The 23,402-nt window shown below is 63.2% G+C and carries 21 protein-coding genes and 2 pseudogenes; 9 read left to right on the forward strand and 14 right to left on the reverse strand.

From position 1 onward, the window contains the following. Positions 1–324 (forward strand): annotated as a pseudogene (locus tag VNT00_RS05660) (molybdopterin molybdotransferase MoeA); the annotation flags it as partial. Between the two features lie 61 nt (positions 325–385). On the opposite strand, the gene mobA reads toward VNT00_RS05660, so the two are convergent. From mobA to VNT00_RS05675, 3 genes are read right to left on the reverse strand one after another with little or no spacing between them, the layout of a single operon-like run. Continuing rightward, positions 386–1,009: a molybdenum cofactor guanylyltransferase MobA gene (mobA, locus tag VNT00_RS05665; RefSeq protein ID WP_325585365.1), complete on the reverse strand. Its 624-nt coding sequence runs from the start codon at positions 1,007–1,009 to the stop codon at positions 386–388. 12 nt (positions 1,010–1,021) lie between these two features. Beyond that, positions 1,022–2,125, reverse strand: coding sequence for a GTP 3',8-cyclase MoaA (gene moaA / locus VNT00_RS05670; protein ID WP_325585367.1), 1,104 nt, complete (start codon positions 2,123–2,125; stop codon positions 1,022–1,024). Positions 2,126–2,158: 33 nt separating this feature from the next. Then, positions 2,159–3,268, reverse strand: coding sequence for a substrate-binding domain-containing protein (locus VNT00_RS05675; RefSeq protein WP_325585369.1), 1,110 nt, complete (start codon positions 3,266–3,268; stop codon positions 2,159–2,161). 134 nt (positions 3,269–3,402) lie between these two features. Between VNT00_RS05675 and VNT00_RS05680 the strand changes: the two genes are divergently transcribed. From VNT00_RS05680 to VNT00_RS05700, 5 genes are read left to right on the forward strand one after another with little or no spacing between them, the layout of a single operon-like run. Beyond that, entirely contained in the window at positions 3,403–3,894 is a 492-nt protein-coding gene (locus tag VNT00_RS05680) for a formate dehydrogenase subunit gamma (RefSeq protein WP_325585371.1), read from the forward strand. Positions 3,895–3,899: 5 nt separating this feature from the next. After that, entirely contained in the window at positions 3,900–5,468 is a 1,569-nt protein-coding gene (locus VNT00_RS05685) for a formate dehydrogenase beta subunit (protein ID WP_325585373.1), read from the forward strand. A gap of 16 nt (positions 5,469–5,484) precedes the next feature. Beyond that, complete coding sequence (gene fdhF, locus VNT00_RS05690) at positions 5,485–8,361, forward strand: formate dehydrogenase subunit alpha (RefSeq protein ID WP_325585375.1); 2,877 nt, start codon at positions 5,485–5,487, stop codon at positions 8,359–8,361. 22 nt (positions 8,362–8,383) lie between these two features. Then, positions 8,384–9,229 (forward strand): formate dehydrogenase accessory sulfurtransferase FdhD, encoded by an 846-nt coding sequence (fdhD, locus tag VNT00_RS05695; RefSeq protein WP_325585376.1) that lies wholly within the window; start codon positions 8,384–8,386, stop codon positions 9,227–9,229. Then, entirely contained in the window at positions 9,226–9,483 is a 258-nt protein-coding gene (locus VNT00_RS05700) for a formate dehydrogenase subunit delta (protein ID WP_325585378.1), read from the forward strand. The genes fdhD and VNT00_RS05700 overlap by 4 nt, the downstream gene beginning before the upstream one ends. A 158-nt stretch (positions 9,484–9,641) precedes the next feature. On the opposite strand, the gene VNT00_RS05705 is transcribed toward VNT00_RS05700, so the two are convergent. From VNT00_RS05705 to VNT00_RS05725, 5 genes are all read right to left on the reverse strand, one after another. Continuing rightward, positions 9,642–10,103 (reverse strand): universal stress protein, encoded by a 462-nt coding sequence (locus tag VNT00_RS05705; RefSeq protein ID WP_325585380.1) that lies wholly within the window; start codon positions 10,101–10,103, stop codon positions 9,642–9,644. Between the two features lie 109 nt (positions 10,104–10,212). Beyond that, a complete protein-coding gene (locus tag VNT00_RS05710) occupies positions 10,213–10,554 on the reverse strand; it encodes a protein tyrosine phosphatase family protein (protein ID WP_325585382.1) in 342 nt (113 codons plus the stop codon). 100 nt (positions 10,555–10,654) lie between these two features. Further along, on the reverse strand, positions 10,655–11,488 hold the full coding sequence (locus VNT00_RS05715; protein WP_325585385.1) for a ChbG/HpnK family deacetylase: 834 nt from the start codon (positions 11,486–11,488) through the stop codon (positions 10,655–10,657). A 36-nt stretch (positions 11,489–11,524) separates the two neighbouring features. Further along, the gene (locus VNT00_RS05720) at positions 11,525–13,162 is read right to left on the reverse strand and encodes a glycosyltransferase family 39 protein (RefSeq protein ID WP_325585387.1); all 1,638 of its coding nucleotides are present in this window, start codon (positions 13,160–13,162) and stop codon (positions 11,525–11,527) included. 12 nt (positions 13,163–13,174) lie between these two features. Continuing rightward, positions 13,175–14,140, reverse strand: a complete 966-nt coding sequence (locus VNT00_RS05725) for a glycosyltransferase family 2 protein (protein WP_325585389.1) — start codon at positions 14,138–14,140, stop codon at positions 13,175–13,177. 456 nt (positions 14,141–14,596) lie between these two features. Here VNT00_RS05725 and VNT00_RS05730 point away from each other — a divergent pair, with 456 nt between their 5' ends. Genes VNT00_RS05730 through VNT00_RS05740 form a run of 3 tightly spaced genes read left to right on the forward strand, consistent with a single transcriptional unit; the run spans position 14,597 to position 16,806 of the window. Then, positions 14,597–15,004 (forward strand): group III truncated hemoglobin, encoded by a 408-nt coding sequence (locus VNT00_RS05730; protein WP_325585391.1) that lies wholly within the window; start codon positions 14,597–14,599, stop codon positions 15,002–15,004. After that, positions 14,997–16,292 (forward strand): NnrS family protein, encoded by a 1,296-nt coding sequence (locus VNT00_RS05735; RefSeq protein WP_325585393.1) that lies wholly within the window; start codon positions 14,997–14,999, stop codon positions 16,290–16,292. The genes VNT00_RS05730 and VNT00_RS05735 overlap by 8 nt, the downstream gene beginning before the upstream one ends. Before the next feature lie 46 nt (positions 16,293–16,338). Then, a complete protein-coding gene (locus tag VNT00_RS05740) occupies positions 16,339–16,806 on the forward strand; it encodes an RrF2 family transcriptional regulator (protein WP_325585395.1) in 468 nt (155 codons plus the stop codon). Between the two features lie 61 nt (positions 16,807–16,867). On the opposite strand, the gene VNT00_RS05745 is transcribed toward VNT00_RS05740, so the two are convergent. From VNT00_RS05745 to VNT00_RS05770, 6 genes and pseudogenes are all read right to left on the reverse strand, one after another. Continuing rightward, complete coding sequence (locus tag VNT00_RS05745; protein WP_325585397.1) at positions 16,868–18,793, reverse strand: chloride channel protein; 1,926 nt, start codon at positions 18,791–18,793, stop codon at positions 16,868–16,870. Positions 18,794–18,907: 114 nt separating this feature from the next. Continuing rightward, positions 18,908–20,107, reverse strand: a complete 1,200-nt coding sequence (serA, locus tag VNT00_RS05750; protein ID WP_325585399.1) for a phosphoglycerate dehydrogenase — start codon at positions 20,105–20,107, stop codon at positions 18,908–18,910. 166 nt (positions 20,108–20,273) lie between these two features. Next, positions 20,274–21,290, reverse strand: a complete 1,017-nt coding sequence (locus tag VNT00_RS05755) for a TRAP transporter substrate-binding protein (protein WP_325585401.1) — start codon at positions 21,288–21,290, stop codon at positions 20,274–20,276. 35 nt (positions 21,291–21,325) lie between these two features. After that, a complete protein-coding gene (locus VNT00_RS05760; protein WP_325585403.1) occupies positions 21,326–22,606 on the reverse strand; it encodes a TRAP transporter large permease in 1,281 nt (426 codons plus the stop codon). Next, entirely contained in the window at positions 22,603–23,115 is a 513-nt protein-coding gene (locus VNT00_RS05765) for a TRAP transporter small permease (protein ID WP_325585405.1), read from the reverse strand. The genes VNT00_RS05760 and VNT00_RS05765 overlap by 4 nt, the downstream gene beginning before the upstream one ends. Positions 23,116–23,207: 92 nt before the next feature. Beyond that, positions 23,208–23,402 (reverse strand): annotated as a pseudogene (locus VNT00_RS05770) (class II aldolase/adducin family protein); the annotation flags it as partial.

Genomic DNA, 23,402 nt, shown 5'->3' on the forward strand with positions numbered 1-23,402 from the left:
CCCGTCTCGGCCTATGTCGTCTTCACCCTCCTGGTCTCGCCCATGATCCGGGCCATGCAAGGCCGCGAACGCCTGCTGCCCGACGTCAGCTACGGCAAGCTCGACAGCGCCACCACGTTCAACGAGACACGCGAAGAATTCATCCGCGTGCGGGCCAGCCATGCCGACGACGGCTCGACCAGCCTGTCGCCCTACGCACAGCAAGGCTCGGGGGTAATCAGCTCCCTGCCCTGGGCCACCGGCGTGGCGCGCATTCCCGCCAACACCCTGGTCGGCAACGGCGACACCGTGGCCTACTACGACTTCGCCCACTGGCAGGTGTAGAAAAGGGCCGCCCTTTGCCTTGGGACGGCCCGGCGGCAAGGAAACGCCCCCACGCCGTGTGCTATGCAGTCGGGGGAGGAATGATTTCCCGGGCGCGGGCGATGTCTTCGGGAGCGTTGATGTTGAAGAAGGCGGCTTCGCCAGCCGGAAACTCCACCGGGACGGCGCCATTCTGCGCTTGCCAGGCCCGGACCTTGCGCCCGCCGCTACGTAAATAGTCGCGCAGGCTGCCAAGCGTGCGGCAATGAACCAGCATGCACAAGGGGTGGCGGTCCTCTCCACACGCCGCATAGGCAATCGGCGCGTTCTCTTCCAGAACCCTGGCGGCCAGGCGCTCCAGCAAGTCGACCGGCGGCGCCGGCACGTCCACCGGCAGTGACAGCAGCCACGGGGTACTTGCCCCGGCCATGACGCTGGCCAGGCCCGCCAGGGGCCCCAGGTTTTCACCCAGGGCGGGATCATCGCCCACCACCTGGCCATAACGGCCGTAGACTTCGGCGCAGCGGTTTGCGCTGACATACAGGGTTCCCACCCTGGGAGCCAGATAGCGCCGCGCCCAGGCGACCAGCGGCTCGCCGTGCAAGGTCAGCAGGCCCTTCTCTACGGGCTCCCCCGCGCCGTTCTGCATGCGGCGGGCCTGCCCGCCGGCCAGTATCACGCCGCTGATGATGTCGCGCTGGATCATGAGCCGTTCGCGCTATCCGCCGATATAGCTCATTTCGACCTTGTGCAGCGGCGCTGTGTTTCGGCCACGCAGCTCGGAATACTGGTCGTCCCGCCCCCTCCATACCCCGGCCAGGCGCTCCGCCAGCTGCCCGTCGCTGGCGCCGCCGCGCAGCAACGCACGCAAGTCATAACCGTGATCGGCAAACAGGCACAGGAAAAGCTTGCCTTCGGGCGACAGGCGCGCCCGGGTGCAATCGCCGCAAAACGGCTGCGACACACTGGTGATCAGGCCGATTTCCCCGGCGCCGTCCAGATAGCGCCAGCGCGCGGCGACTTCGCCGCGATAATCGGCCTGCAATGGCTCGACGGGGAACTCCTGCTGGATCCGGCGCAGGATTTCCGCGCCCGTCACGACCTCGGCCAGGTTCCAGCCATTGGTCGAACCCACGTCCATGTATTCGATGAAGCGCAAAATATGCCCCGAATGGCGAAAATGCCGCGCCATGGGCAGAATCTGGCCATCGTTGAGCCTTTTGCGCACCACCATGTTCACCTTGACGGGCAACCCCACCCGGGCGGCTTCGTCGATGCCGTCGAGAATGGTGCGCACCGGAACACTGCTATCGCTCATGCGCTCGAACAGCGTGTCGTCCAGGGCATCCAGGCTGACGGTAACGCGGCCCAGGCCTGCCGCCTTCAGCGCGCCAGCCTTCCTGGCCAGCAAAGTGCCGTTGGTGGTAAGGGTGAGTTCAACGGGCCGCCCGACGGGCGTGCGCAACTCGGCCAGCATGCCGACCAGCCGCTCGAGATCTTTGCGCAACAGGGGCTCGCCACCGGTCAGACGGAATTTCGCCACACCCAGTTGCGCCGCCGTGCGCGCCACACGCGTGATTTCCTCGAACGTGAGCAGATAGGAATGCGGCATGAACTGGTAGTCGGCGCCGAACACCTCGCGCGGCATACAGTAGGTACATCGAAAATTGCATTTGTCCGTGACCGATATGCGCAGGTCGCGCAGCGGCCGGCGCCGGGCGTCGAGCAAGGGCTCGCCGGGCCCGGGAGGCGTGGTCGAAGCCGCGCGCTCCGCGAGGTTCGAGGGGGGCTGCTTGCCGATATGGGGAATGACTCTGCTCATGCTGCTATCGTATCCGCTTTTGATTCGCCGCGTTCAGGCCGCGCGCGACGCACGGCCGAACGTCTCGCGAAACGCCTCTTGCAAAGGCATGACCCGGCCCAGGCCCGTGGCATCGTAGCCAACCAGTTGCTTGACGAACGACTGATAGGTGTCTTCCAGCAGCAGGCCAATGAACTGCTGCATGGGCGGCGACAACAAGTTGTCGCGCCGCACGGCGAAAAAGTAACGCTCTTTGGCCAGGGGAATGAAATCCAGGCCGCAGCGCCATGCCGCCGTCTCGACCCCGATGCCGACGTCGGCCATGCCGCCCACCACGTGCGCGGCGACCGCCATATGGGTGAATTCGCTGGTCTCGAAGCCCCGTATGCTGGCCGGATCTATGCCCTTTTGACGCAGCATCAGGCTGATCATCAGCCGGGTGCTGGACCCCACCTGCCGATTGACGAAACGCACGTCGGGCTGGTTCAGGTCGGCCACCGTGCGGATTTTGCGCGGATTGCCCGGCTGCACGAAAAAGCCCGTATCGCGCTGCGCCAAATAGATAAGGCAGTGCTTTTCAGGGTCGAGCCAGGGCATATAGTGCTGCAGTATGGGCTTCTCGAACTCGCCCACCGGCACCTGGAAGCCGGCCAGATCGCACTCGCCGCGGTTCAGCGACACCAGGGCTTCGATGGCCGTGCGATAGCGCAATTCGATCTGGGCCGTGTCTTGCTCGCCCACCACCTGCATCAGCCCCTCGACCGCAAAGCCATGGCTGGCATGCATGCGCAGCTTGGTGCCGTTTTCCACGTACAAGGCATCGATTTCGCGCTGCAATTCCTGAGTAATGCCTTCCAGCACGGGAGCAAGCCGGATTTCGATGCGCCGGTTGGCCCAAAGCAACTGCTGGGCGAACCGGGTAAGTTTGGTGCCCTGCCTGCGGCTGGTTTCCAGCAAGGGGCGGCCCAGATCCTTTTCGGCATTGCGCAGCACGCCCCAGGCGTGCCGGTACGAAACTCCGCAGGCACGGCACGCGCCGGCGATGTTTCCGGAGGATTCGATGGCAGCCAGCAAACGCAGCATCTCGCTAAGCGCCAGCCTGTCGCCTTCGGGTTTTTCCAGCATCCAGCCAGCGTCGAGGCGCGCCCGAAATTTATATGTCATGAATTGCCTATTGAATCGATGGAAAATGCCTAGTAAATTATGGCAATTGGAACCGGGTTATTATGCACTGATACACATAATAAATCAGCAGCCGCTCGCCCGCTACCCCTTGTATCCACCTTACAGGAATAGCCATGCCCAACTCCCCGGAAGCTCCTATTTCCGAGTCAACCGTACTGCAGGTAACCCAACAAGCCCTGCAGCACTATGCCGGCCAGCCCGGTAGCCTGCTTCCCATCCTGCATGCCATCCAGCATGCCCTGGGCTATATCCCCGCCAGCGCGGTTCCCGTCATCGCCAAAGAACTTCAATTGTCGCGGGCCGAAATCCAGGGGGTCATCGGCTTTTACTCGCATTTCCGCCAGAAGCCGGCCGGCAAGGTCGTCCTGGAGGTATGCCGGGCCGAGTCCTGTCAGGCCATGGGCGGCGAACAGCTTGCCCGGCACGCGCAGCAAAAATTGGGCTGCGATTTCCACGACACCACGGCCGACGGCCAGGTCACGCTCGAACCGGTCTACTGCCTTGGCCTCTGTGCCCAGTCGCCGGCCGTCATGATCAACGGCCGTGCGCACGCGCGCATGACCGCCGACAAGCTCGATCACCTGCTCGACGCGCAAGGGGTGTAATAAAAATGACACAAGCCATTAAAATTTTCGTCCCCATCGACGCCGCCGCGCTTGCCGTCGGCGCCGACGAAACCGCCCTGGCCATCAGCCAGGAAGCCAGCCGCCGCGGCGCCAACGTGCAGGTCGTGCGCAACGGGTCGCGCGGCATGCTGTGGCTCGAACCCATGGTCGAAATCCAGACACCCAAGGGCCGGGTCGCCTACGGGCCCGTACAGGCCGAAGACGTCGCCGGGCTGTTCGAGGCCGGCTGGCTGGAAGGCAGCAAGCACTCGCTGTGCCACGGCCTCACCGAAGAAATCCCCTACCTGGCCAAGCAGCAGCGGCTTACTTTCGCCCGCGTCGGCATCACCGACCCCCTCAGCCTGGGCGACTATCAATCCCTGGGCGGTTTCGAGGGCCTGAAAAAAGCGCTCACCCTGGCCCCTGAAGCCATTGTCGAAGAAGTCATCCAGTCCGGCCTGCGCGGCCGGGGCGGCGCCGCCTTCCCCACTGGCATCAAGTGGAAGACCGTACTCGGCACGCCGGCCGAGCAAAAATACATCGTGTGCAACGCCGACGAAGGCGACTCGGGCACGTTCTCCGACCGCATGCTCATGGAAGGCGACCCCTACGTGCTCATCGAAGGCATGACCATCGCCGGCCTGGCGGTGGGTGCCAACTACGGCTACATCTACGTGCGCTCCGAGTATCCCCAGGCCATCGCCGTGCTCAACAGCGCCATCGAAAACGCCCGCTCGGTCGGCTGGCTGGGCCACGACATCGGCGGCAGCGGCCGCGCCTTCGACCTCGAAGTGCGCGTGGGCGCTGGCGCCTACATCTGCGGCGAAGAAACCTCGCTGCTCGAAAGCCTGGAAGGCAAGCGCGGGCAAGTGCGCGCCAAGCCGCCCCTGCCGGCCATCGCTGGCCTGTTCGGCAAGCCCACGGTCATCAACAACGTCATTTCGCTGGCCAGCGTGCCCACCATCCTGGCCAAGGGCGCGGCCTTCTACCGCGACTACGGCATGGGCCGCTCCAAAGGCACGCTGCCGTTCCAACTGGCCGGCAACATCAAGCACGGCGGCCTGGTCGAAATGGCATTCGGCCTTACCCTGCGCGAACTGCTGTACGACTTCGGCGGCGGCAGCGCCACCGGCAAGCCCTTGCGGGCCGTGCAGGTCGGCGGACCGCTGGGCGCCTACCTGCCCGAATCGCAATGGGACGTGCCGCTCGACTACGAAGCCTACATCGGCATTTCGGCCATGCTCGGCCACGGCGGCCTGGTCGCCTTCGACGACAGCGTCGACATGGCCAAAATGGCGCAATACGCCATGGAATTCTGTGCCGTCGAATCCTGTGGCAAGTGCACGCCCTGCCGCATCGGCTCGGTGCGCGGCGTCGAAGTCATCGAAAAAATCCGCAACGGCCAGCAGCGCGACCAGCAGGTCGAATTGCTGCACGACCTGTGCGACACGATGCTGGGCGGCTCGCTGTGCGCCCTGGGCGGCATGACGCCCTACCCCGTTCTTTCAGCGCTCGAGCACTTCCCCGAAGACTTCGGCCTGGAAAAAACCCCACAACCCGCGGCACACGCCTGATCCCGGAGCCACCACCATGCTAGAAACCATCGCCAAACGCGAACGAGACTACGGCACGCCGGCGCGCACCAGCACCGAACTCGTCTCCCTTACCATCGACGGACAGCAATGCGAAGTGCCCGCCGGCACCTCCATCATGCGGGCAGCCGCCGAAGCGGGCATCAATATTCCCAAGCTTTGCGCCACCGACAGCCTCGAGGCCTTCGGCTCGTGCCGGCTGTGCCTGGTGCAGATCGAAGGCCGGCGCGGCTATCCTGCCTCGTGCACTACCCCGGTCGAGGCCGGCATGGTGGTATGGACCGAAACGCCCAAGCTGCACGACATGCGCCGCAACGTCATGGAGCTCTACATTTCCGACCACCCCCTGGACTGCCTTACCTGTCCCGCCAACGGCGACTGCGAACTGCAGGATATGGCCGGGGTCGTGGGCCTGCGCAACGTGCGCTATGGCTTCGACGGCGTCAACCACCTCGACGACAAGCCCGACGAGTCCAACCCCTATTTCACCTACGACCCGTCCAAGTGCATCGTCTGCAGCCGCTGCGTGCGCGCCTGCGACGACATACAAGGCACTTTCGCCCTTACCGTCAGCGGCAAGGGGTTCGAATCGCGCATTTCCGCAGGGCAAAACGAAAGCTTCCTGGACAGCGACTGCGTTTCCTGCGGCGCCTGTGTGCAGGCCTGCCCCACCTCGTCGCTCATGGAAAACACGGTCATCGAAAAAGGCCAGTCCGAACACTCGGTCATCACCACCTGCGCCTATTGCGGCGTGGGCTGCGCCTTCAAGGCCGAAATGAAAGGCCAGGAAGTCGTGCGCATGGTGCCCTGGAAAGACGGCAAGGCCAACCGCGGCCACTCCTGCGTCAAGGGCCGCTTCGCCTGGGGCTATGCCACCCACAAAGACCGCATCCTCAACCCCATGATCCGCGACAGCATCAACGAACCCTGGCGCGAAGTCTCCTGGGACGAGGCCATCGACTACGCCGCCGCCGAGCTCAAGCGCATCCAGGCCAAGTACGGCCGCAATTCCATCGGCGGCATTACCTCGTCGCGCTGTACCAACGAAGAAACCTACCTGGTGCAAAAGCTGGTGCGCGCCGCTTTCGGCACCAACAACGTCGACACCTGCGCGCGCGTATGCCACTCGCCCACCGGCTACGGCCTCAAGACCACCATCGGTGAATCGGCCGGCACGCAGACCTTCGACTCGGTCATGCATACCGACGTCGTCATCGTCATGGGCGCAAACCCCAGCGCAGCCCATCCGGTCTTCGCCTCGCGCCTCAAGCGCCGCCTGCGCCAGGGCGCCAAGCTCATCGTCATCGATCCACGCGCCATCGAACTGGTCTCTTCGCCGCACATCAAGGCCGACTACCACTTGCCCGTGCTGCCCGGCACCAATACCGCCCTGCTTACGGCCATGGCCCACGTCATCGCCACCGAAGGCCTCATCGACGAGAAATTCGTGGCGGAACGCTGCGAAACGCCCGCCTTCGAGCAATGGCGCAATTTCGTTTCCCTGCCCGAGAACTCGCCTGAAGCCACCGAGTCCATCACCGGCGTGCCGGCCGGCGACCTGCGCGCGGCGGCCCGCCTGTTCGCCACGCACGGCAACGGCTCCATCTACTATGGCCTGGGCGTCACCGAGCACAGCCAGGGTTCGACCACCGTCATGGCCATCGCCAACCTGGCCATGGCCACCGGCAACATGGGACGCGAAGGCGTGGGCGTCAATCCGCTGCGCGGCCAGAACAACGTGCAAGGCTCCTGCGACATGGGCTCCTTCCCGCACGAATTCACCGGCTACCGCCACGTCGGCGATGCCGCCGTACGCCACCAGTTCGAGCAGGACTGGGGCGTCAGCATCCAGCCCGAGCCGGGGCTGCGTATTCCCAATATGTTCGATGCCGCCATCGGCGGCACGTTCAAGGGCCTGTACTGCCAGGGCGAAGACATCGTGCAGTCCGACCCCGACACCCAGCACGTGCAGCAGGCGCTGACTGCCATGGAATGCATCATCGTCCAGGACATGTTCCTGAACGAAACCGCCAAGTACGCCCGCGTCTTCCTGCCCGGCACGTCCTTCCTTGAAAAAGACGGCACCTTCACCAATGCCGAACGCCGCGTCTCGCGCGTGCGCAAGGTCATGGAGCCCAAGGCCGGCCTGGGCGACTGGGAAGCCACCTGCGCCCTGTCCAACGCCATGGGCTACCCCATGCACTACAACCACCCGTCCGAAATCATGGACGAAATCGCGCGCCTCACCCCCACCTTCTCGGGCGTTTCGTTCAAGAAAATCGACGAGATGGGCGGCGGCCTGCAATGGCCTTGCAACGACGATGCGCCCGACGGCACCCCCATCATGCACGTCGGCGAATTCGTGCGCGGCAAGGGCAGGTTCATGATCACCAAATACGTGCCCAGCGACGAGCGCAGCACGCGCAAGTTCCCGCTGCTGCTTACCACCGGCCGCATCCTGTCGCAATACAACGTGGGCGCGCAAACCCGCCGCACCCCCAACGTCATGTGGCACAGTGAAGACCTGCTCGAAATCCACCCGCAAGATGCCGAAGACCGCGGCATCAAACAGGGCGATTGGGTGGCGGTGCAAAGCCGTTCAGGCGAAACCGTGCTGCGGGCCGACGTGACCGAACGCGTCCAGCCCGGCGTGGTCTACACCACCTTCCACTTCCCCGAATGCGGCGCCAACGTCATCACCACCGACAACTCCGACTGGGCCACCGAGTGCCCCGAGTACAAGGTTACGGCCGTGCAGGCCCGCCTGGTCACGCAGCCGTCGGAATGGCAGGCCAAGTGGTCGAGCTTCAGCGATGTCCAGCAAAAGCTGCTGGCCGAGCGCGAGCGCGAACACGACAGCGTGCCGCAAAGCTGAAGGCGCCAAGGTGCCGGCCGCCATGCTGCGCGACGACTGCCGCATCCCGGCCATGCCCGGCCATGCCTCGCATACGGTCGTGCGCGAGGGCGGCCGGCGCGGCGGCACCAGCGAACAGGACGAACTGGTGCAAGAGGTGCCGGTCGCCCTCGAGTACAACGGCATCAGCCACGCCACGGTTCTGGCCACGCCGTGCGATCTGGAAGACTTCGCCTACGGGTTTTCCTATACCGAAGGCATCATCCGTTCGGCCTCCGACATCTACGGGCTGGAGGTCGTTGCCCGCCCCAACGGCATCGTCATCCAGGCCGACATCGCCAGCGCATGCCTGAACCAGCTCAAGCTGCGCCGCCGCAGCCTGGCGGGCCGCACGGGCTGCGGGCTGTGCGGCCTGGAAAGCCTTGACGAAGTCCAGCGCGACCTGCCGCCGCTGCCGCGCCGGCAAACTCCCATAACGGCCAAGGCCATTTCCGCCGCCGTCGAACAATTGCGCCAGCAGCAGCCCCTGCACCTGCTTACCGGCGCCACACACGCCGCCGGCTGGGCCGACGAGCATGGCAACATAGGCCAGGTGCGCGAAGACGTGGGAAGGCACAACGCGCTGGACAAGCTTATCGGCCACCTGCTGCGCACGCAGGCCGACCGCGGGCAGGGCTTTGCCGTCATATCCAGCCGCGCCAGCTTCGAAATGGTGCAAAAATGCGCCGCCGCGGACATTTCGGCCGTGGTGGCGGTTTCGGCCCCAACCAGCTATGCCGCGCGCATGGCGCAAGACCTCAACGTCATGCTGGCCGGCTTTGCGCGTGACAACGCCTTCACCCTATACGCCCATCCCGAATATCTCTGCAACAAGGAAGCAACCACGTGAACCAAATCGACCAATTGATCCGCCTGGCCAATCGTATCGGCAATTTTTTCGATGCCATGCCCGACCGCGCGGAAGGCCTCGAAGGCGTGGCCAACCACATACAAAAATTCTGGGAGCCGCGCATGCGCATCCGCATGCTTGAATTCCTGGACAAGCACCCCGACGGCAAGACCGACAACGAAGCGCTGAATCCCCTTACCCTGGCCGCCATTACCGAAAACAAAGAACGGCTGACCCCCAAAAGCACGGTTTAAGCCGGCGCTTCGGCATGCCTGGCTGCGGCGTCAAGACGGCATGACGCCCGTGCCCGGACACGGCCGGGACACAGGCCGGAACGTTTTTTCGGGCCGGCGGCCCAGGCGTACGCGGGCAGATAAAAAAATGCGGCTACATGGCCGCAATTTTTATTGGATTATTCGGATTCCTTGACCCGGTAGACCAGGACGGCCGTTTTGGCCAGGCTGAGCACCTTGATGGTGACGCTGCCCAGCAGGAGACGCGACAGGCCGCTGCGACCGTGGCTGCCAATGAAGATGAGATCGCAATTGTCTTCTTCGACAGCCTGGACGATGCCGTCGGCCACGTTGAAGTTGGACACGGCCCGCGCCGTGGCCTTGACCCCGGCGGTTTCGGCGCGATCCATGACGGCCTTGAGGTATTTTTGAGCCTGCTCGGCGGCGGTTTTGTCGTAGTCTTCGTCGGTAATGGCATAGGCGGCGGCCATGCCGTCGAAACCAACGGTGGCGGCAAAGGGCTGGGTAACATACAAGGCAACGACCTCGGCACCGATTTTGCGCGCGAAGCACACGCCCTTGTTGGCAGCTTGCGCCGCGAGCGTTGAGCCATCGGTGGGAATAAGTATTTTCTTGAACATGGTAACTGCCCTTTGAATAACCGTTGGATTGACGAAAACTACCTGTATTTATCCTACCCTACAACAGAACCAAAGATAAAGTCGGAAAAACGCCTAGTCTTGAGCAGAATCAAAGACCCTGAGCGGCCTGGTACAAATTGGCGCAACGCGTGCCGCTGCGGCAATACGCCAGCACCGGAGCCGGCAATTCCTTGAGCAATTGCGCAAACCGCTCGACGTCCTGCACGGTCATGGCGCCGCTGACGACCGGCTGGTACTCCACCTTCAGGCCTGCCGCGCGCGCCGCCGCCATCACATCGGCCGACGCCGGCTGCTCAGGCCCGCCCTCGAAATCGGGCCGGTTGATAATGACGCTTTTATAACCCGCCTCGGCCACAAGAGCCATATCTTCGGGGGTCAACTGGGGCGAAACGGAAAAATCGCTGGATAAAGGGCTAAAAGAAACTGGCATGACATTCTCCTGGTGATCAACAACGCCCCGGATTTGGCCGCGAGAGCCTCCCGAAGCATAAGGAAAGGTTCGGTTTCAAAAAAACTCGGCGCATGAACAATCAGACCCGCCCCGCGGCTTTGCGCGGCATTATGCTAAGCCCGTGTTCCCGCAGCAAGCCTCCGGCCGCTTGCCCGGCCAGCACCTGGAACTCGGCGGTTCTTTGCTCGCCCAGCCCATCCTGCGCATCGGCCTGCTCGGCCGGGTGGCACATAAGCAAGTCGCCGTCGCGCGCATGGCTGAGCCAGGCCTGCAGCAAAGCTCCGTAGCCCGCCTCTCCGCCCTGGAAATCATACACGCCCAGGAAACCCGGATTCAGCGTGAAGCCAAGGCGCCGCGCCTGCCGCGCAAAGCCTTGCGAACCCAGGGTTTGAATGACCAGGGCCTTGAAGCGCAGGCGCGCGGGAATGGACGGCTGGGCGCGCAAGCCGGTATAGCGCAGCCAGGGCAGGTTCGCCGCATAGCGCCGCACCAGTTCGGGCAGCAGTATCTCGCGGATTTGCGGCAACTGATGGACATGCTGGTGCCCGTCCACGAAATCCGGAGCCCGGCCCATGATGCTTTCGAAGGTATCCAATTGCCGCACAATCTGGGTTCGCAGCCGGCCGGTGTCCAGGCGGCGCGCATACGCGCGCAGAATCAGTTCCGACAGCGGCAGGAAAAGGCCCGGCACGGTCAAGGCTTCGGTAAAGTTCAGGTGCAGGCCGGTTTGCAGGTTCGACGCCTTCAGGGCGGCCGCATCCTGCTCGAAAACCGGCCCTTCGACCAGGCAACTGGTGGCGTTCAGCCGCCCCAATTCCGCCAGGCGCAAAATGCCCGCGTCGATTCCGGCATTCATGCCGAAGTCGTCGGCGCACACAACAATGCGCTTGGTTTGGTTGGACGTGCTATTCACTGGCGCTTATCCCGATTGGCATGGCCTTCATCGCTTTTATTTTAGGCCGGCTTCGGGCGGTTCAGTGCAAAACGCGGGCCGGGCACCTGCGGGAATCCGCCATGCCCTTAGTTTGCCGTCCTCGGCAAAAGGCGCCAGGCCAGCCAGAAAGGCATAGTGCTTGCCGGAGTTTCGGTCTCCCACCAGCCAGATCGCCGCATCGTGTCTGGCGCACAAGCCGGGCAGCAGGTCTTGCGGGTTGACCAATAGCGAGGCCGCCTGCTGCGGATCGAACTGGGCGGCATCGTAGATTTCCTTGCGCCAGGTATCGGCCGTCTTGACCTCGGGATCGTTCCAGTCGGTGACAATGGCCGCCGGCTTGGCCGTTCTCAGGTAAAACCCCAAGTCGTAGCGGATGCGGTCGAGCATGATCACCCGGTCGGCGTCGTTGTACGCACTTCGTATTTTCAGGGCCAGCCCCTTGGTCGACGGCTGGGGCGCCACCACCAGGACGATCACAGCCACCAGGCAAAGGCTCAAGGAAATAGCCAGGTACACCGAGAAGGTGCGCACCGCCCGGGAAGAGCCTGTACCGCCTTCGTCGCCCGGCCCGGAGCGCTGTATCGTGTCGGCGCCGCCATCTTCCGCCGCAAAGCGGCGGGCAAACGGCAAGGCCAGAAAATACGCCAAAGGCGCAAGCAGGGGCAAAACATAGCCGACCAGCTTGGAACTGGGAATGGAAAAGAAAACCAGGATGACCAGCAGCCAGGACAGCATGAGCCCATCCACCGCCGTACAGGACGCCTGCCTCCAGAACGCCTTGCCGGCCAGGCGCCAAAGCTGGACGGACCACGGCAGGGTGGCTGCAATCACCACCGGCACGTAGAACCAGAATGGATGGGGGTTGTTGAAACCCGACTCCAGAAAGCGCTGGAAATGCTGGTAGACGATGTAGTAGTCGAAAAAGCCCGGATAGCGCCACTGCATCCACACCATCCATGGCAGCGACACCACGAAGAAAACCGCCACGCTGGGCAGCCAGAACAGGCGTTTCAGGCTGTCGAAGCGCCGCCGGCCCACCAGCCAGAAAAAGATAATGCCGCCCGGCAGCACGATGCCGATCAGCCCCTTGGCCAAGAAACCCAGGCCCGCCGCCGCATAGGCCAGGGTCAGCATGCCGCGGTAGGCTTCGCCCCGCTCCAGGCGCAGCACCGCGCTGGCGGCCAATATAACGGTGGCCGTGATCATGCCCGCCACCGTCATGTCCAGGTTGGCGTATTGCGCGCCCCCGAACAAAAACGGCGAAGACACCAGGATGACGGCGGCAATGGCCGCCACGCTCCGGCTCGCGTGCTTCTTGAGAAACCAGAACAGCAAGGCGGCCATCAATGTGGCGCAGATCACCGAGCTGAACCGGCCCGCCCATTCATTGGGCCCGAAAACCTGCAGGGCGAAGGCCGTGATCCAGTAGAACAGCGGCGGCTTGTGAAAGAACGGCAAGCCATCCAGCAGCGGCACCAGCATTTCGTGGCCATGAAGCATGTTCCAGGCCACACCTACGTAGCGGCCTTCATCCGGCAGGAACAGCGGACGCGTCCAGGTGGTGGCCGACAGCCAGGCAAAGGTCAGCACCGCCACGGCCCAGGTCGAGCGGATGGCCAGCAGCCGGGCTGCCAGTCGGGAAAGGAAATTCATGATGGGAGCATGTTATTGATGTTGATCCGGGCCGTCGCCCAGGCCCGTGCCCTTTTGCTTTCGAACGATGTAGATGGGCCGGTTCTTGACCTCGCCGAAAATGCGCGCGATGTATTCGCCCAGGACCCCGACCGAAATCAGGTTGATGCCGGCAAAGAACAGCACCACGGTGATCAGGGTGGCCCAGCCCTGCACCTCGTCGCCATACATCCAGTGCTTGACGATGATGTACAGGCCATAAACAAAGGACAGCAACGACAGGCCTATGCCCGACACGCTCAACAGGCGCAGCGGCCAGGTGGTGAAGGCCGTCAGGCCGTCCAGCGCGAAGCGGAACAGCTTGAGCGGCTTGAAGGTGGTGGCGCCATGCAGGCGTTCGGGCGGCGAATAGTAGAACGGCTCGGCCCGGAAGCCCACCCAGGCGAACAGCCCCTTCATGAAGCGGTTGCGCTCGGGCAGCAACAGCAGCGCATCGACCACCCGCCTGTCCATGAGGCGAAAGTCGCCGGCGTTCTCCGGCACCTTGATGCCGCCGGATTCGCGCATGAGCTGGTAGAACAGCTTGGTGCCGATGCGCTTGAACGCCGACTCGTCCTCGCGCGAGGAGCGCACTGCGTAAACCATGTCGGCGCCCTCTTCCCAGCGCTTGAGCATTTCGGGAATCAGGGCAGGCGGATGTTGCAGGTCGGCGTCCAGGCTGGCCACCACCTGGCCCTTGGCGATTTCGAAGCCGGCGCTCATGGCCGCTTCTTTGCCGAAATTGCGCGACAGTTGCACGTAGACGACTTCGGGATGCTCGGCGACCCAGCGGCTCATGCTCAAGGCCGTGCCGTCGCTGCTGCCGTCATCGACCACGATGATCTCGAACGCCGGTGCGGCGTCGGCCAGCACGGCAAGCAGCTGCGGCAACAAGACGTTCAGGTTGGCGTCCTCGTTCAGGCAGGGAACCACACAACTAATGGAGGAAAGTCGGGACATGAATTTGCTTCGGGGTAGAAAATGGTGCTCCGGGGAAGCACGGCCGGACGGTACGACGCTGGCGCGCGATGCAAGCAAGAGCGAAGAATGAAACGATTCAGGGTCATTGCACGGCAACGCCGAATGGATTTCAGCAATGTATAGCACCCGCCGCGGGAATGCAACAAACCGACACATTCTGCGCAACACACAGCACGGATGCAACGAAAAGACGCGCCGTTGCAGGTCTCGACGTCGCCAAGCCACCCCCGGCCTTTCCGTCTTGCACACGCCGCCCTCATTGACGGCAAAGCGCAATTTTTATAAGATATATATTAAATAGATGTTTTTTATTCAACCCCTGCCACGCTGTCCGGCCGGCACGAATCCCCGCTTTCGGCGACTGAACCCGCCACGCATCCGGATTCGCGCGCAAGCCAGCCATGCCGCGCACCCGCATCACTATTGGAGTTCTTTGTGGCGACCCGAGACGAACTATGCACCGAGGAAGAAGTCACTACCCTGGTCTACAGCTTCTACGACCGTGTACGCGCCGACGAGGCGCTGGGCCCTATTTTCAATGGCCACATCCAGGACTGGGACAAGCACCTGAAACGCATGGTGCAGTTCTGGTCGTCCATGCTGCGCGGCACGGGCACCTACAGCGGCACGCCCATGCCCGTGCACGTAGCCCTGCCCGACCTTAGCGCCGAGCTGTTCCAGCAATGGCTCAAGCTTTTCCATCTTACCTGCGAAACCCTGCCCAACAGGCCTTTCGCGGAAAAGGCCGAAGACTTCGCGCATCGCATCGCACGCAGTCTGTGGTACGGCTACCAGTTGTACAACAAACCCGAAGCCGCACCCACCGAGGTATTCAATGCCTGAACTCCTCCAGATCGACGAACCCGCCCGCCCACCCGCGGTCCGTCCCGACCTCAAGGCTTTCCTCAGCCTGGGTTTTCGCCCCCTGTACATCGCGGGCTGCCTGTGGGCGCTGGTTTCCATCGCCATCTGGATCTTCGCGCCGCAGCTCATTCCCGCACCGCTGGCGGGCGTTGCGTGGCACGCGCATGAAATGCTTTGGGGCTTCATCGCCACCATCGCCGTCGCCTTCCTGCTGACCGCGTCGGCAACCTGGACCGGATTCAACCCGATCAAAGGCTGGCCTCTGGCCGTCCTCACTCTGCTCTGGGTCATTGCCCGCATCGGCTATCTAACGGGCGGGCCGGTCGCCGTGCAGGCCGCCTGCATCAGCGAAACCGCCTTCTTCCTCGCCAGCGCCATCGCCCTGCTGCGCGTCATGCTCAAGGGCAAAAGCGTGCGCAACTACGGCCTGCCCTGGCTGGTTCTAGGGCTTGGCGTCGCCAACATCCTGTATATGCGGGCCGCGCTGCAAGGCAACTACATCGAGCTGATGCGCCGATTCGACCTGGGTCTGATCTGCATGGCCATCATCGCCCTGCTCATCGCCCGCCGCGTCATTCCGTTTTTTGCCATGCGCGCCGTCGCGGGGCTGAAGATTCCCATGCAGACCCGCAGCGGCCACGTTCAACTGGTCCTCGGCGTTGCGGCAATCGTTCTGGGCCTGGCCGGGCTGGCCGCCTATGCCGCCGCGGCGCTGGCCATCGTGGGCCTTATCGGCCTGATCCAGGTCGTTACCTGGAAGCCCGCCGCCGTGCAAAGCAAACCCATATTATGGATTCTGTACGTCGGCTATACGCTGATGAGCCTGGGCCTTGTTTTCGCCGCCGCGCATATCGCAGGCCTGAGCCCCGACCTGTTCGGCCGCGCCGCCGTGCACGTGCACATCATCGCCATGGGCGGCTTCTCGGTGCTGATCATCGGCATGGTCACGCGCACCGCCCTGGGCCACCTCGGCCGGCCGCTGGCGCTCGACCGCAGCATGCTCGCCGCCTACGGGCTGGTGCTGCTGGCCTTCGTCCTGCGCCTGGCCGCGCTGTGGCCCAGCGCGCTCTCGGTGCATTTCCTGCACTTGGCCGCTACGGCGTGGATTCTGGCATTCGCGTTGTACCTCTGGCGTTTCGTGCCCATGCTCATCAGGCCCCGGCCCGACGCCGTCAAACCCCAGGCGCCAGCTGGCCGGCCATCCGCGAACCAGGCGTCCGCGAACCAAATCAGCATTACCGCGGTCAGCCGCAAAAAACCGCAATGAACCGCTCGCCCCTCCGCTACGAAAGCACAGGCAAAGGAAACGCGCCATGAGGCTGACCGCGCTCACCGATTACGCGCTGCGCCTGCTGATGCACGTCGCCCAGCACCCCGAGCGCTTGTGCACCATAGCCGAAGTTGCGCAAACCTATGGCATTTCCCAGCCGCATTTGATGAAAATCACCCACCTGCTCAGCCAGCGGGGATGGCTGGAGACCGTGCGCGGCAAACACGGCGGCATGCGTCTGGCCAAGGCGCCAGAGCAGATCAATCTGGGCGCGGTCATCCGCGACACCGAAACCGACTTCTCCCTGGTGGAATGCTTTACCGAGGGCAATTCCTGCACGCTCAGCGGGCAATGCGGCCTGGCCGCCATCTTCAACGGAGCGCTGCAAAGCTTTCTGGAGTACGTGGACAACTACACCCTGGCCGACATACTGCCGGGCGGCAGCCAGGCGGGTTCAACGCTGGAGCAGCCTATTACCCTGGTGCGCAGCGCCGCCGTTCACAGCCACTGACGCATGCCGAATCGGGCGTCCGCCGGCAAAGCCAGGAAGGCGTCCAAGCCAAAGACGCGCATCAAGCCTTGGGGGCTGCGTGGCGTCGCTGGCGCAGGCGCCGATAGGTTTTGAAATTGAGCTGGCGCCGCATCCGATGCCCTTCGCGCAGCCGGCGGCCATGGGCGGAGAGCAGATCGCCCCGGGTCAGCATGCCCAATACGTGTCCCGGCCTTGCCGGATCCACCACCAGCAGCCGGCCGACGTTCTCCACCACCATGTGGTCGGCCGCCTCCCGCAGGGTATGCTGCGCCGTTACGGCAATTGGCGGCCGCACGATCAATTGGCCCAGCGTCATGTCCGAAGGATGTTTCGGGTCGAAGAAGGTGCGCCGGGTCAGCACGCCCAGCACGCTGCCCGCCGAATCCAGAACCGGATAGCCCTGATGCTGGCCTGTGGGCAGGCCCTGGGCGATCCATTCGCGCACTTCCTGCAGGGTCTGCGTCGCCTTCAGCGTGACCACATCGGTTTCGCATACATCGCCCACCAGCACGCTTTCCAGGTAATCGGCCTTGTATTCCGATGGAACCCGCACGCCGCGCCGGGCAATCTTCTCGGTCATGATGGTATTGCGCATGACCAGCGCCGAAACCAGGTAGGCCGCCGTGCAGGCGCCCAGCAAGGGCAGCAGGCCTGCGGGCTGGGCCGTGGTTTCGAAGGCGAAGATGACGGTGGTGAACAGCGCGCGCGAGGCGCCGGCAAAGATCGCGGCCATGCCGACCAGCGCGGCGATGCGCGGATCAACGCCCAGCGAGGGCAGATACAGGCTGAGCAATATGCCCGCCATGCCGCCCAAAGCGCCGCCTATCGTGAACAACGGCGCCAGCGTCCCGCCCGACGTGCCGCTGCTGAGCGATACCGACCACGAGATGAACTTCATGATGCACAGGAAGGCCAGGGCGCCAAGCGTGAGCCGGCCGTTCAGGATGTCTTCGATATTGGTATAGCCCACCCCCAGCGTCAACGGCGCGAAATACCCGACGACGCCGACCACGACGGCGCCGATCGCCGGCCACCACATCCAGTGCACCGGCAGCTTTTCAAAAGCGTCCTCGATGCCGTAGACGGCATGCGTCACGCCCACGCTGATCAGGCCCACCACCGCCCCTATCGCTACATACACGGCCAACGCCGAGCCGCCCGGCGCATCCAGGGGATCCATCAGGAACACCGGGGTCGTACCCAGCAGCAAGTACCGCAAGCCCGTCGCAACGACGCATGCCAGCGCAACCGGAATCAGCGAGCGCGGCCGCAGTTCGAACAGCAGCAGTTCCACGGCCAGGGCAACGGCGGCGATGGGCGCGGAAAACACCGCCGCCATCCCGGCCGCCGCCCCCGCCGCCAGCAGAACCTTGCGTTCGCTGGCCGTAACCTTGAGCAACTGGCCGATCAACGAGCCCAATGCGCCGCCGGTGGCGATGATCGGGCCCTCGGCGCCGAACGGTCCGCCCGTGCCGATCACGATGGCGGAGGAAATAGGCTTGAGGAAGGTAATGCGGGTGGCGATGCGCGATTCGTTCAGCAGCACCTGCTCCATCGCCTCGGGTATTCCGTGGCCGCGTATGGCGCGCGACCCCCAGCGGGCCATGACGCCGGCGATCAGGCCGCCGATGACGGGAATCACGATGACCCAGGCGCCCAGATGGGGCACGGCCTCGGCGGGCGCCGAAAACGCGGTCGACCAGCGGCCATAGAAGAACAGGTTGGTGATCAGCCCGATTAGCACCATCAGCACTTTGGCGACGATGGCGGCAAAAACCCCCAACACCATGGATATCCCGATGATGCGGACAACCCGTTTGTCGATCAGGGTCGAGCGGCGCGGCATGCGCGCGGCATCCAGGCTGAGGCTCAGTTCGGGCGCCACAGGCAGCCCGTCGGTGCTGCCCTCGGTGCGCACGCCGCCGTGCAGATCTTCGGAAAAGGTGTTCGGTTCTGGTGTGGTCACGAAATGCCCGGAAAACTTGAAAATTCACATCAACCGGAAATTATGACTGTTTTCACCTTTAAAAAAGCTGAAAATGCCGAAGCCGAAGGCGCGGCGGCATGGCCGCCCACGTTCCTAGACCAGATCGCAGCGTATGGTGATGGGATGCTCGCGCAATGCGGCCATGACTTTGTCGTCGACCGGCCCCTCCACGTCGGAAATGACATAGCCGACCTGGCCCTTGGTTTGCAGTTGCTGGCTGACGATATTCAGCCCGAAATCGGCCACCAGGCTGCTGAGCGTGCCCAGCGCCCCCGGCAAGTTGCGGTGCACGTGCAGGATGCGGGCGGTTCCGGTCGACTCCTGGTACGGGATCTCGGGAAAATTGACGGCCCCCTTCGTGGCGCCGCTTAGAATGAAGCGCACCAGCTTTTCCGCCACTTCGCGCCCTATGTTCTCCTGGGATTCCTGGGTACTGCCGCCGATATGCGGCGTAAGCACCACATTGCGCATGCCGATGAGCGGACTTTTCAAGGGCTCGTCCCGGCTCTTGGGCTCGGTGGGGAACACGTCGATGGCCGCGCCCGACAGATGCCCCGACTGCAGGGCGTCGTGCAGCGCGTCGATATCCACCACCGTGCCGCGCGACGCATTGATGAGTATGGAGCCGGGCTTCATGGCGGCGATGGTTTGCGCGTTCATGATGTTCTGCGTGCCTTTTCCGCCCGGCACGTGCAGCGTGACCACGTCGGACTGTTCAAGCAATTGCGCAAGCGACGTGCAGGCGCGCGCGTTGCCCAGCGGCAGCTTGGCCTCGATGTCGTGGAACACCACCCGCATGCCCGCCGCCTCGGCCAGCGTGCCGACCTGCGAACCGATATTGCCGTAGCCGATGATGCCCAGCGTCTTGCCCCGGGTCTCGAAGGCCCCGTCGGCGGTTTTGTCCCAGAAGCCGTGGTGCACCCGGTCGTTCTTTTCGGGGATGCGGCGCAACAGCAGTATGCTTTGGCCCAGCACCATTTCGGCCACCGAGCGCGTATTGGAAAACGGCGCATTGAATGTCGGGATGCCGCGCATCATGGCGGTTTCCAGATCCACCTGGTTGGTGCCGATGCAGAAGCAGCCGATGACGCGCAGATCGGGCAGGTCGGCCAGCAGCGCCGCATCGAGATGGGTGCGGGAACGGATGCCGACCGCTTGCGCGCCCTGCAGGGCTTCGCGCAGGGCCTCCGGCGGCAGCGCCGAGGCATGGGCCACAACATCGTTCAACCCCGCGGCCGCGAACACCTCGCGGGCGCTTGGATGAATGTTTTCAAACAAAACTATACGAGTCATAGGGTTTTCCATCATAAAACGGCAAAACACCATTGTGACTCATTCGCGGCCAAAATGCCTCGGCAACCTTGTACGAAAAAGGGATAAGGGCTCGATGCAACCGACGGAACCCGTACGCGGAGTCCCCTTGGCCGCACCGGCCTGGCGGTGCAGGATGCGCATCGGCCTATTTTTGCCGATACTTTTCCGCCACCGCCTTGAACACCTTGTAGTCCTCCAGCAGCTTGGGATGTCCGGCGAACACCGCGTCGGCGCTGGCCGAAGCGTCCTTGATGAACTGCTTGGCGTCCGCATCGTCGAGCTTCAGCGATTTGCCGCCATGCTCCTCCCAGATCTTGCGGGCGTTTTCCGAATCCTGCGCCGCCCAGGTGTAGATATGCTCGTCGGCCTTCAGCGCCGCGTCCTTCACGACTTTGGCAAGATCCGGCCCAATGGTTTTCAGGAACTGGGAGTTGATGATGGCCACCACGGCAATATGGGTGGAAGGAAGAAACGTCAGGTTCTTGGTCACATCATAGAACTTCAACGACGTGAAAATGGTGTTGCCACCCACCGCCCCGTCGATGGTTCCGTTCTGCATGGCCGGCAGCACTTCGCCCAGCGACGTGGAAAGCGGCGCTGCGCCCAAGGCCTTGAACGTATGCAGGTACAGCGGCGAGCCCGGCACCCTTATCTTCTTCCCCTGGATATCGGCCAGGGTCTTGAATGGCTGGGTGGTGACCACCGCAACCGGCGTATGCATGAAGACGCTCAGCACCTGGAATCCCTTGGAGGCGCCGTACGTGGAAAGCAATTGACGGATTTGAGGGTCGTTCAGGACCTCGTCGCCCTGCTTCATGCTGTCGAAAATACCGGTGGCCGAGAGCGCCCCGAAGCGGGGATCCAGGCCTTCGTAAAAACCGGAGGCATTCAGCGCCACCTCAACGGTGCCCATCGTAACGCCCTCGATGGTCCTGGGCGCGGAACCAAGCTGTCCGGCCGGATAGATCTCGACCTTGATCCGCCCTCCGGAATGCTCGTCTATCCCCTGCTTCAAGGTCTTGAGCCACTCGACATCGGCATCGTTCGTTGTCGTGGTGGTCAGTTTCATGGTGTATTGAGGGGCCGCCACCGCCGCGGCGGAAATCAGGAACGACCCGGCCAAGCCCGCCAGCGCGGCGGCTATCGTATTTTTTACCTTCATGGTTTTGTCTCCTAAGAATTAACAAGAACAGCGCACTAGCTACCCATCAGCATCCGCATGCTTCCCAGGGAAATCCAGGGAACATAGGTAATCAGGGCCAGCGCCAGCAGATAGATCAGCAGGAACGGCACGATGCCCCGGTAAATGGTTTTCAAATCCAGGCCCAGCACCGACTGCGCCACGAAGATATTGATGCCGAACGGCGGGTGGAACAAGCCGATGGCCAGGTTGACGGTCATGATGACGCCGAAATGAATGGCGTCCACGCCTATGGCCTGCATCATGGGCACCAGCAGAGGACTCAGCAGCAGGATGGCCGAAATCGGATCGATGAAGCAGCCCACCGCCAGCAGCAAAATATTGACGGTAAGCAGCAAGGTCCAGTGCGGCACCGCCAGCCCATTGATCCAGGCGACCAACTGCGCCGGCACCTGGTTGACCGTCAACAGCCAGCCGAACACGCTGGCGCACGCCACGATGATCAGGATCTGCGACGTGAACAGCGCCGTCGTGCGGGCGATATCCAGAATGTCGCGCAGGCTCAGCTCGCGGAACACCAGACGGGTCACGATCATGGAATACAGGCAGGCCACGGCCGCCGCCTCGGTGGGCGAGAACACCCCGCCATAGATGCCCCCCAGGATAATGACCGGAGCGCCAAGCGCCCAGGCGCTGCGCGCCGTGGCCCGCACGAACGCGTTCCAATGGAATTTGCGGCCGGCGCCGATACTATGCCTGGCGGCGAACCAGATCACGTAGGCGGCGATCATCAGGGAAATCATGATGCCCGGCAAAACGCCCGCCGCATACAGCTTGGGCAAGGATTGCTGGGCCGCCGACGCGTAGATGATCATCGGCACGCTGGGAGGGATGACCACGTCGATGGCGCCCATGGCTGTCACCAGCCCGGCGGAAAACGTCTCGGGATAGTTGTCCTTGCGCAAGGCCGGCAGCATGGCCCGGCCGATGGTGGCCACACTGGCCGCGCTGACCCCGGAAATCGCGCCGAAAATGGCCGACGTGCCCACCGTGGTCAGTCCGACGCTGCCGCGCACCGGCCCCACGCCCTCCTGCACGAAGTCCACGATGCGCGTTGTAATGGAACCCCGCCCCATGAGCTCGCCGGCATAGATGAAGAACGGCACGGCCAGCAGCGGATAGGAGTCCAGCGCGCCGAACAAGGTCTGGTGCAGCACCGGCAACGGCATCTGCATGAAGAACACCAGCGCCACCGACGCCGAGGCGATCAGGACGATGAAGATGGGAAAACCGCAAAGCAGGAACAGGACGGGCAGAACCCCCAGAGCGAAGATCATGCGTCACCTGCCTTGCCACCCGCGCCGAACACCGCGCGGCACCTGGCTATGATCTGCACGACGATGACCAGCACCGTCAGGACGAAACCCAGCGTAACGCTGATGTGCGGAATCCACATGGGGATTCCCGTGTTTTCGCTGATGATGTTCAACTGATACATCCTGTCCACATATTCGAACGACACGACCAGCAGCAACAGCGCGACCGCCAGGATCAGCAATCGCTCGATCCCCGCGAGAATGCGTTGCAGCCATGGCGGCGCGCTGCGCGCGAGCACGTCCATCCGCAAATGGCGATCTCGCCAGCTGACCACCATCAGCCCGACAAAGCTGATGGCAATCATGCCGAAGATCTCGATCTCGTCGGCGCCCGTGATTGAATAATGAAAAAAATACCTTCCGGCGATGTTCAGGCAGTTCAACAGAACCGCTGCAATCAGGATCAGGGCCAGCACCGTTTCGACGGCGCCGACCAGCCTGTCCAGCATAAGGTCGAGCTTGCGCAGCATGCGATGTCTCCTTGTTGTATTGAAGGCTCTGCGGCCTGTGCCGTCCTGATTTTCATTGACGGCTTTTGCTGCATGTACTGTTTATGCCGGTATCAGCTCAGCGCCCCGACCGCCAGTTCGGCTTTTTTCTTCCATAAGTCCCAGGCCCGGGCCACCTGGGTTTCCACCGTCTCGGTCGCCGTGCGCACCTCCGCCTCGGACAAAAACGTAATGGCGCCAAGCTGCGTAGCCTGTATCTGGGCCCGCGCATTGATTTCGGCATACACGGCCCGGTACACGACCTTGCG

This window comes from Eoetvoesiella sp., assembly GCF_035555955.1.
Lineage (GTDB): Bacteria > Pseudomonadota > Gammaproteobacteria > Burkholderiales > Burkholderiaceae_B > Eoetvoesia.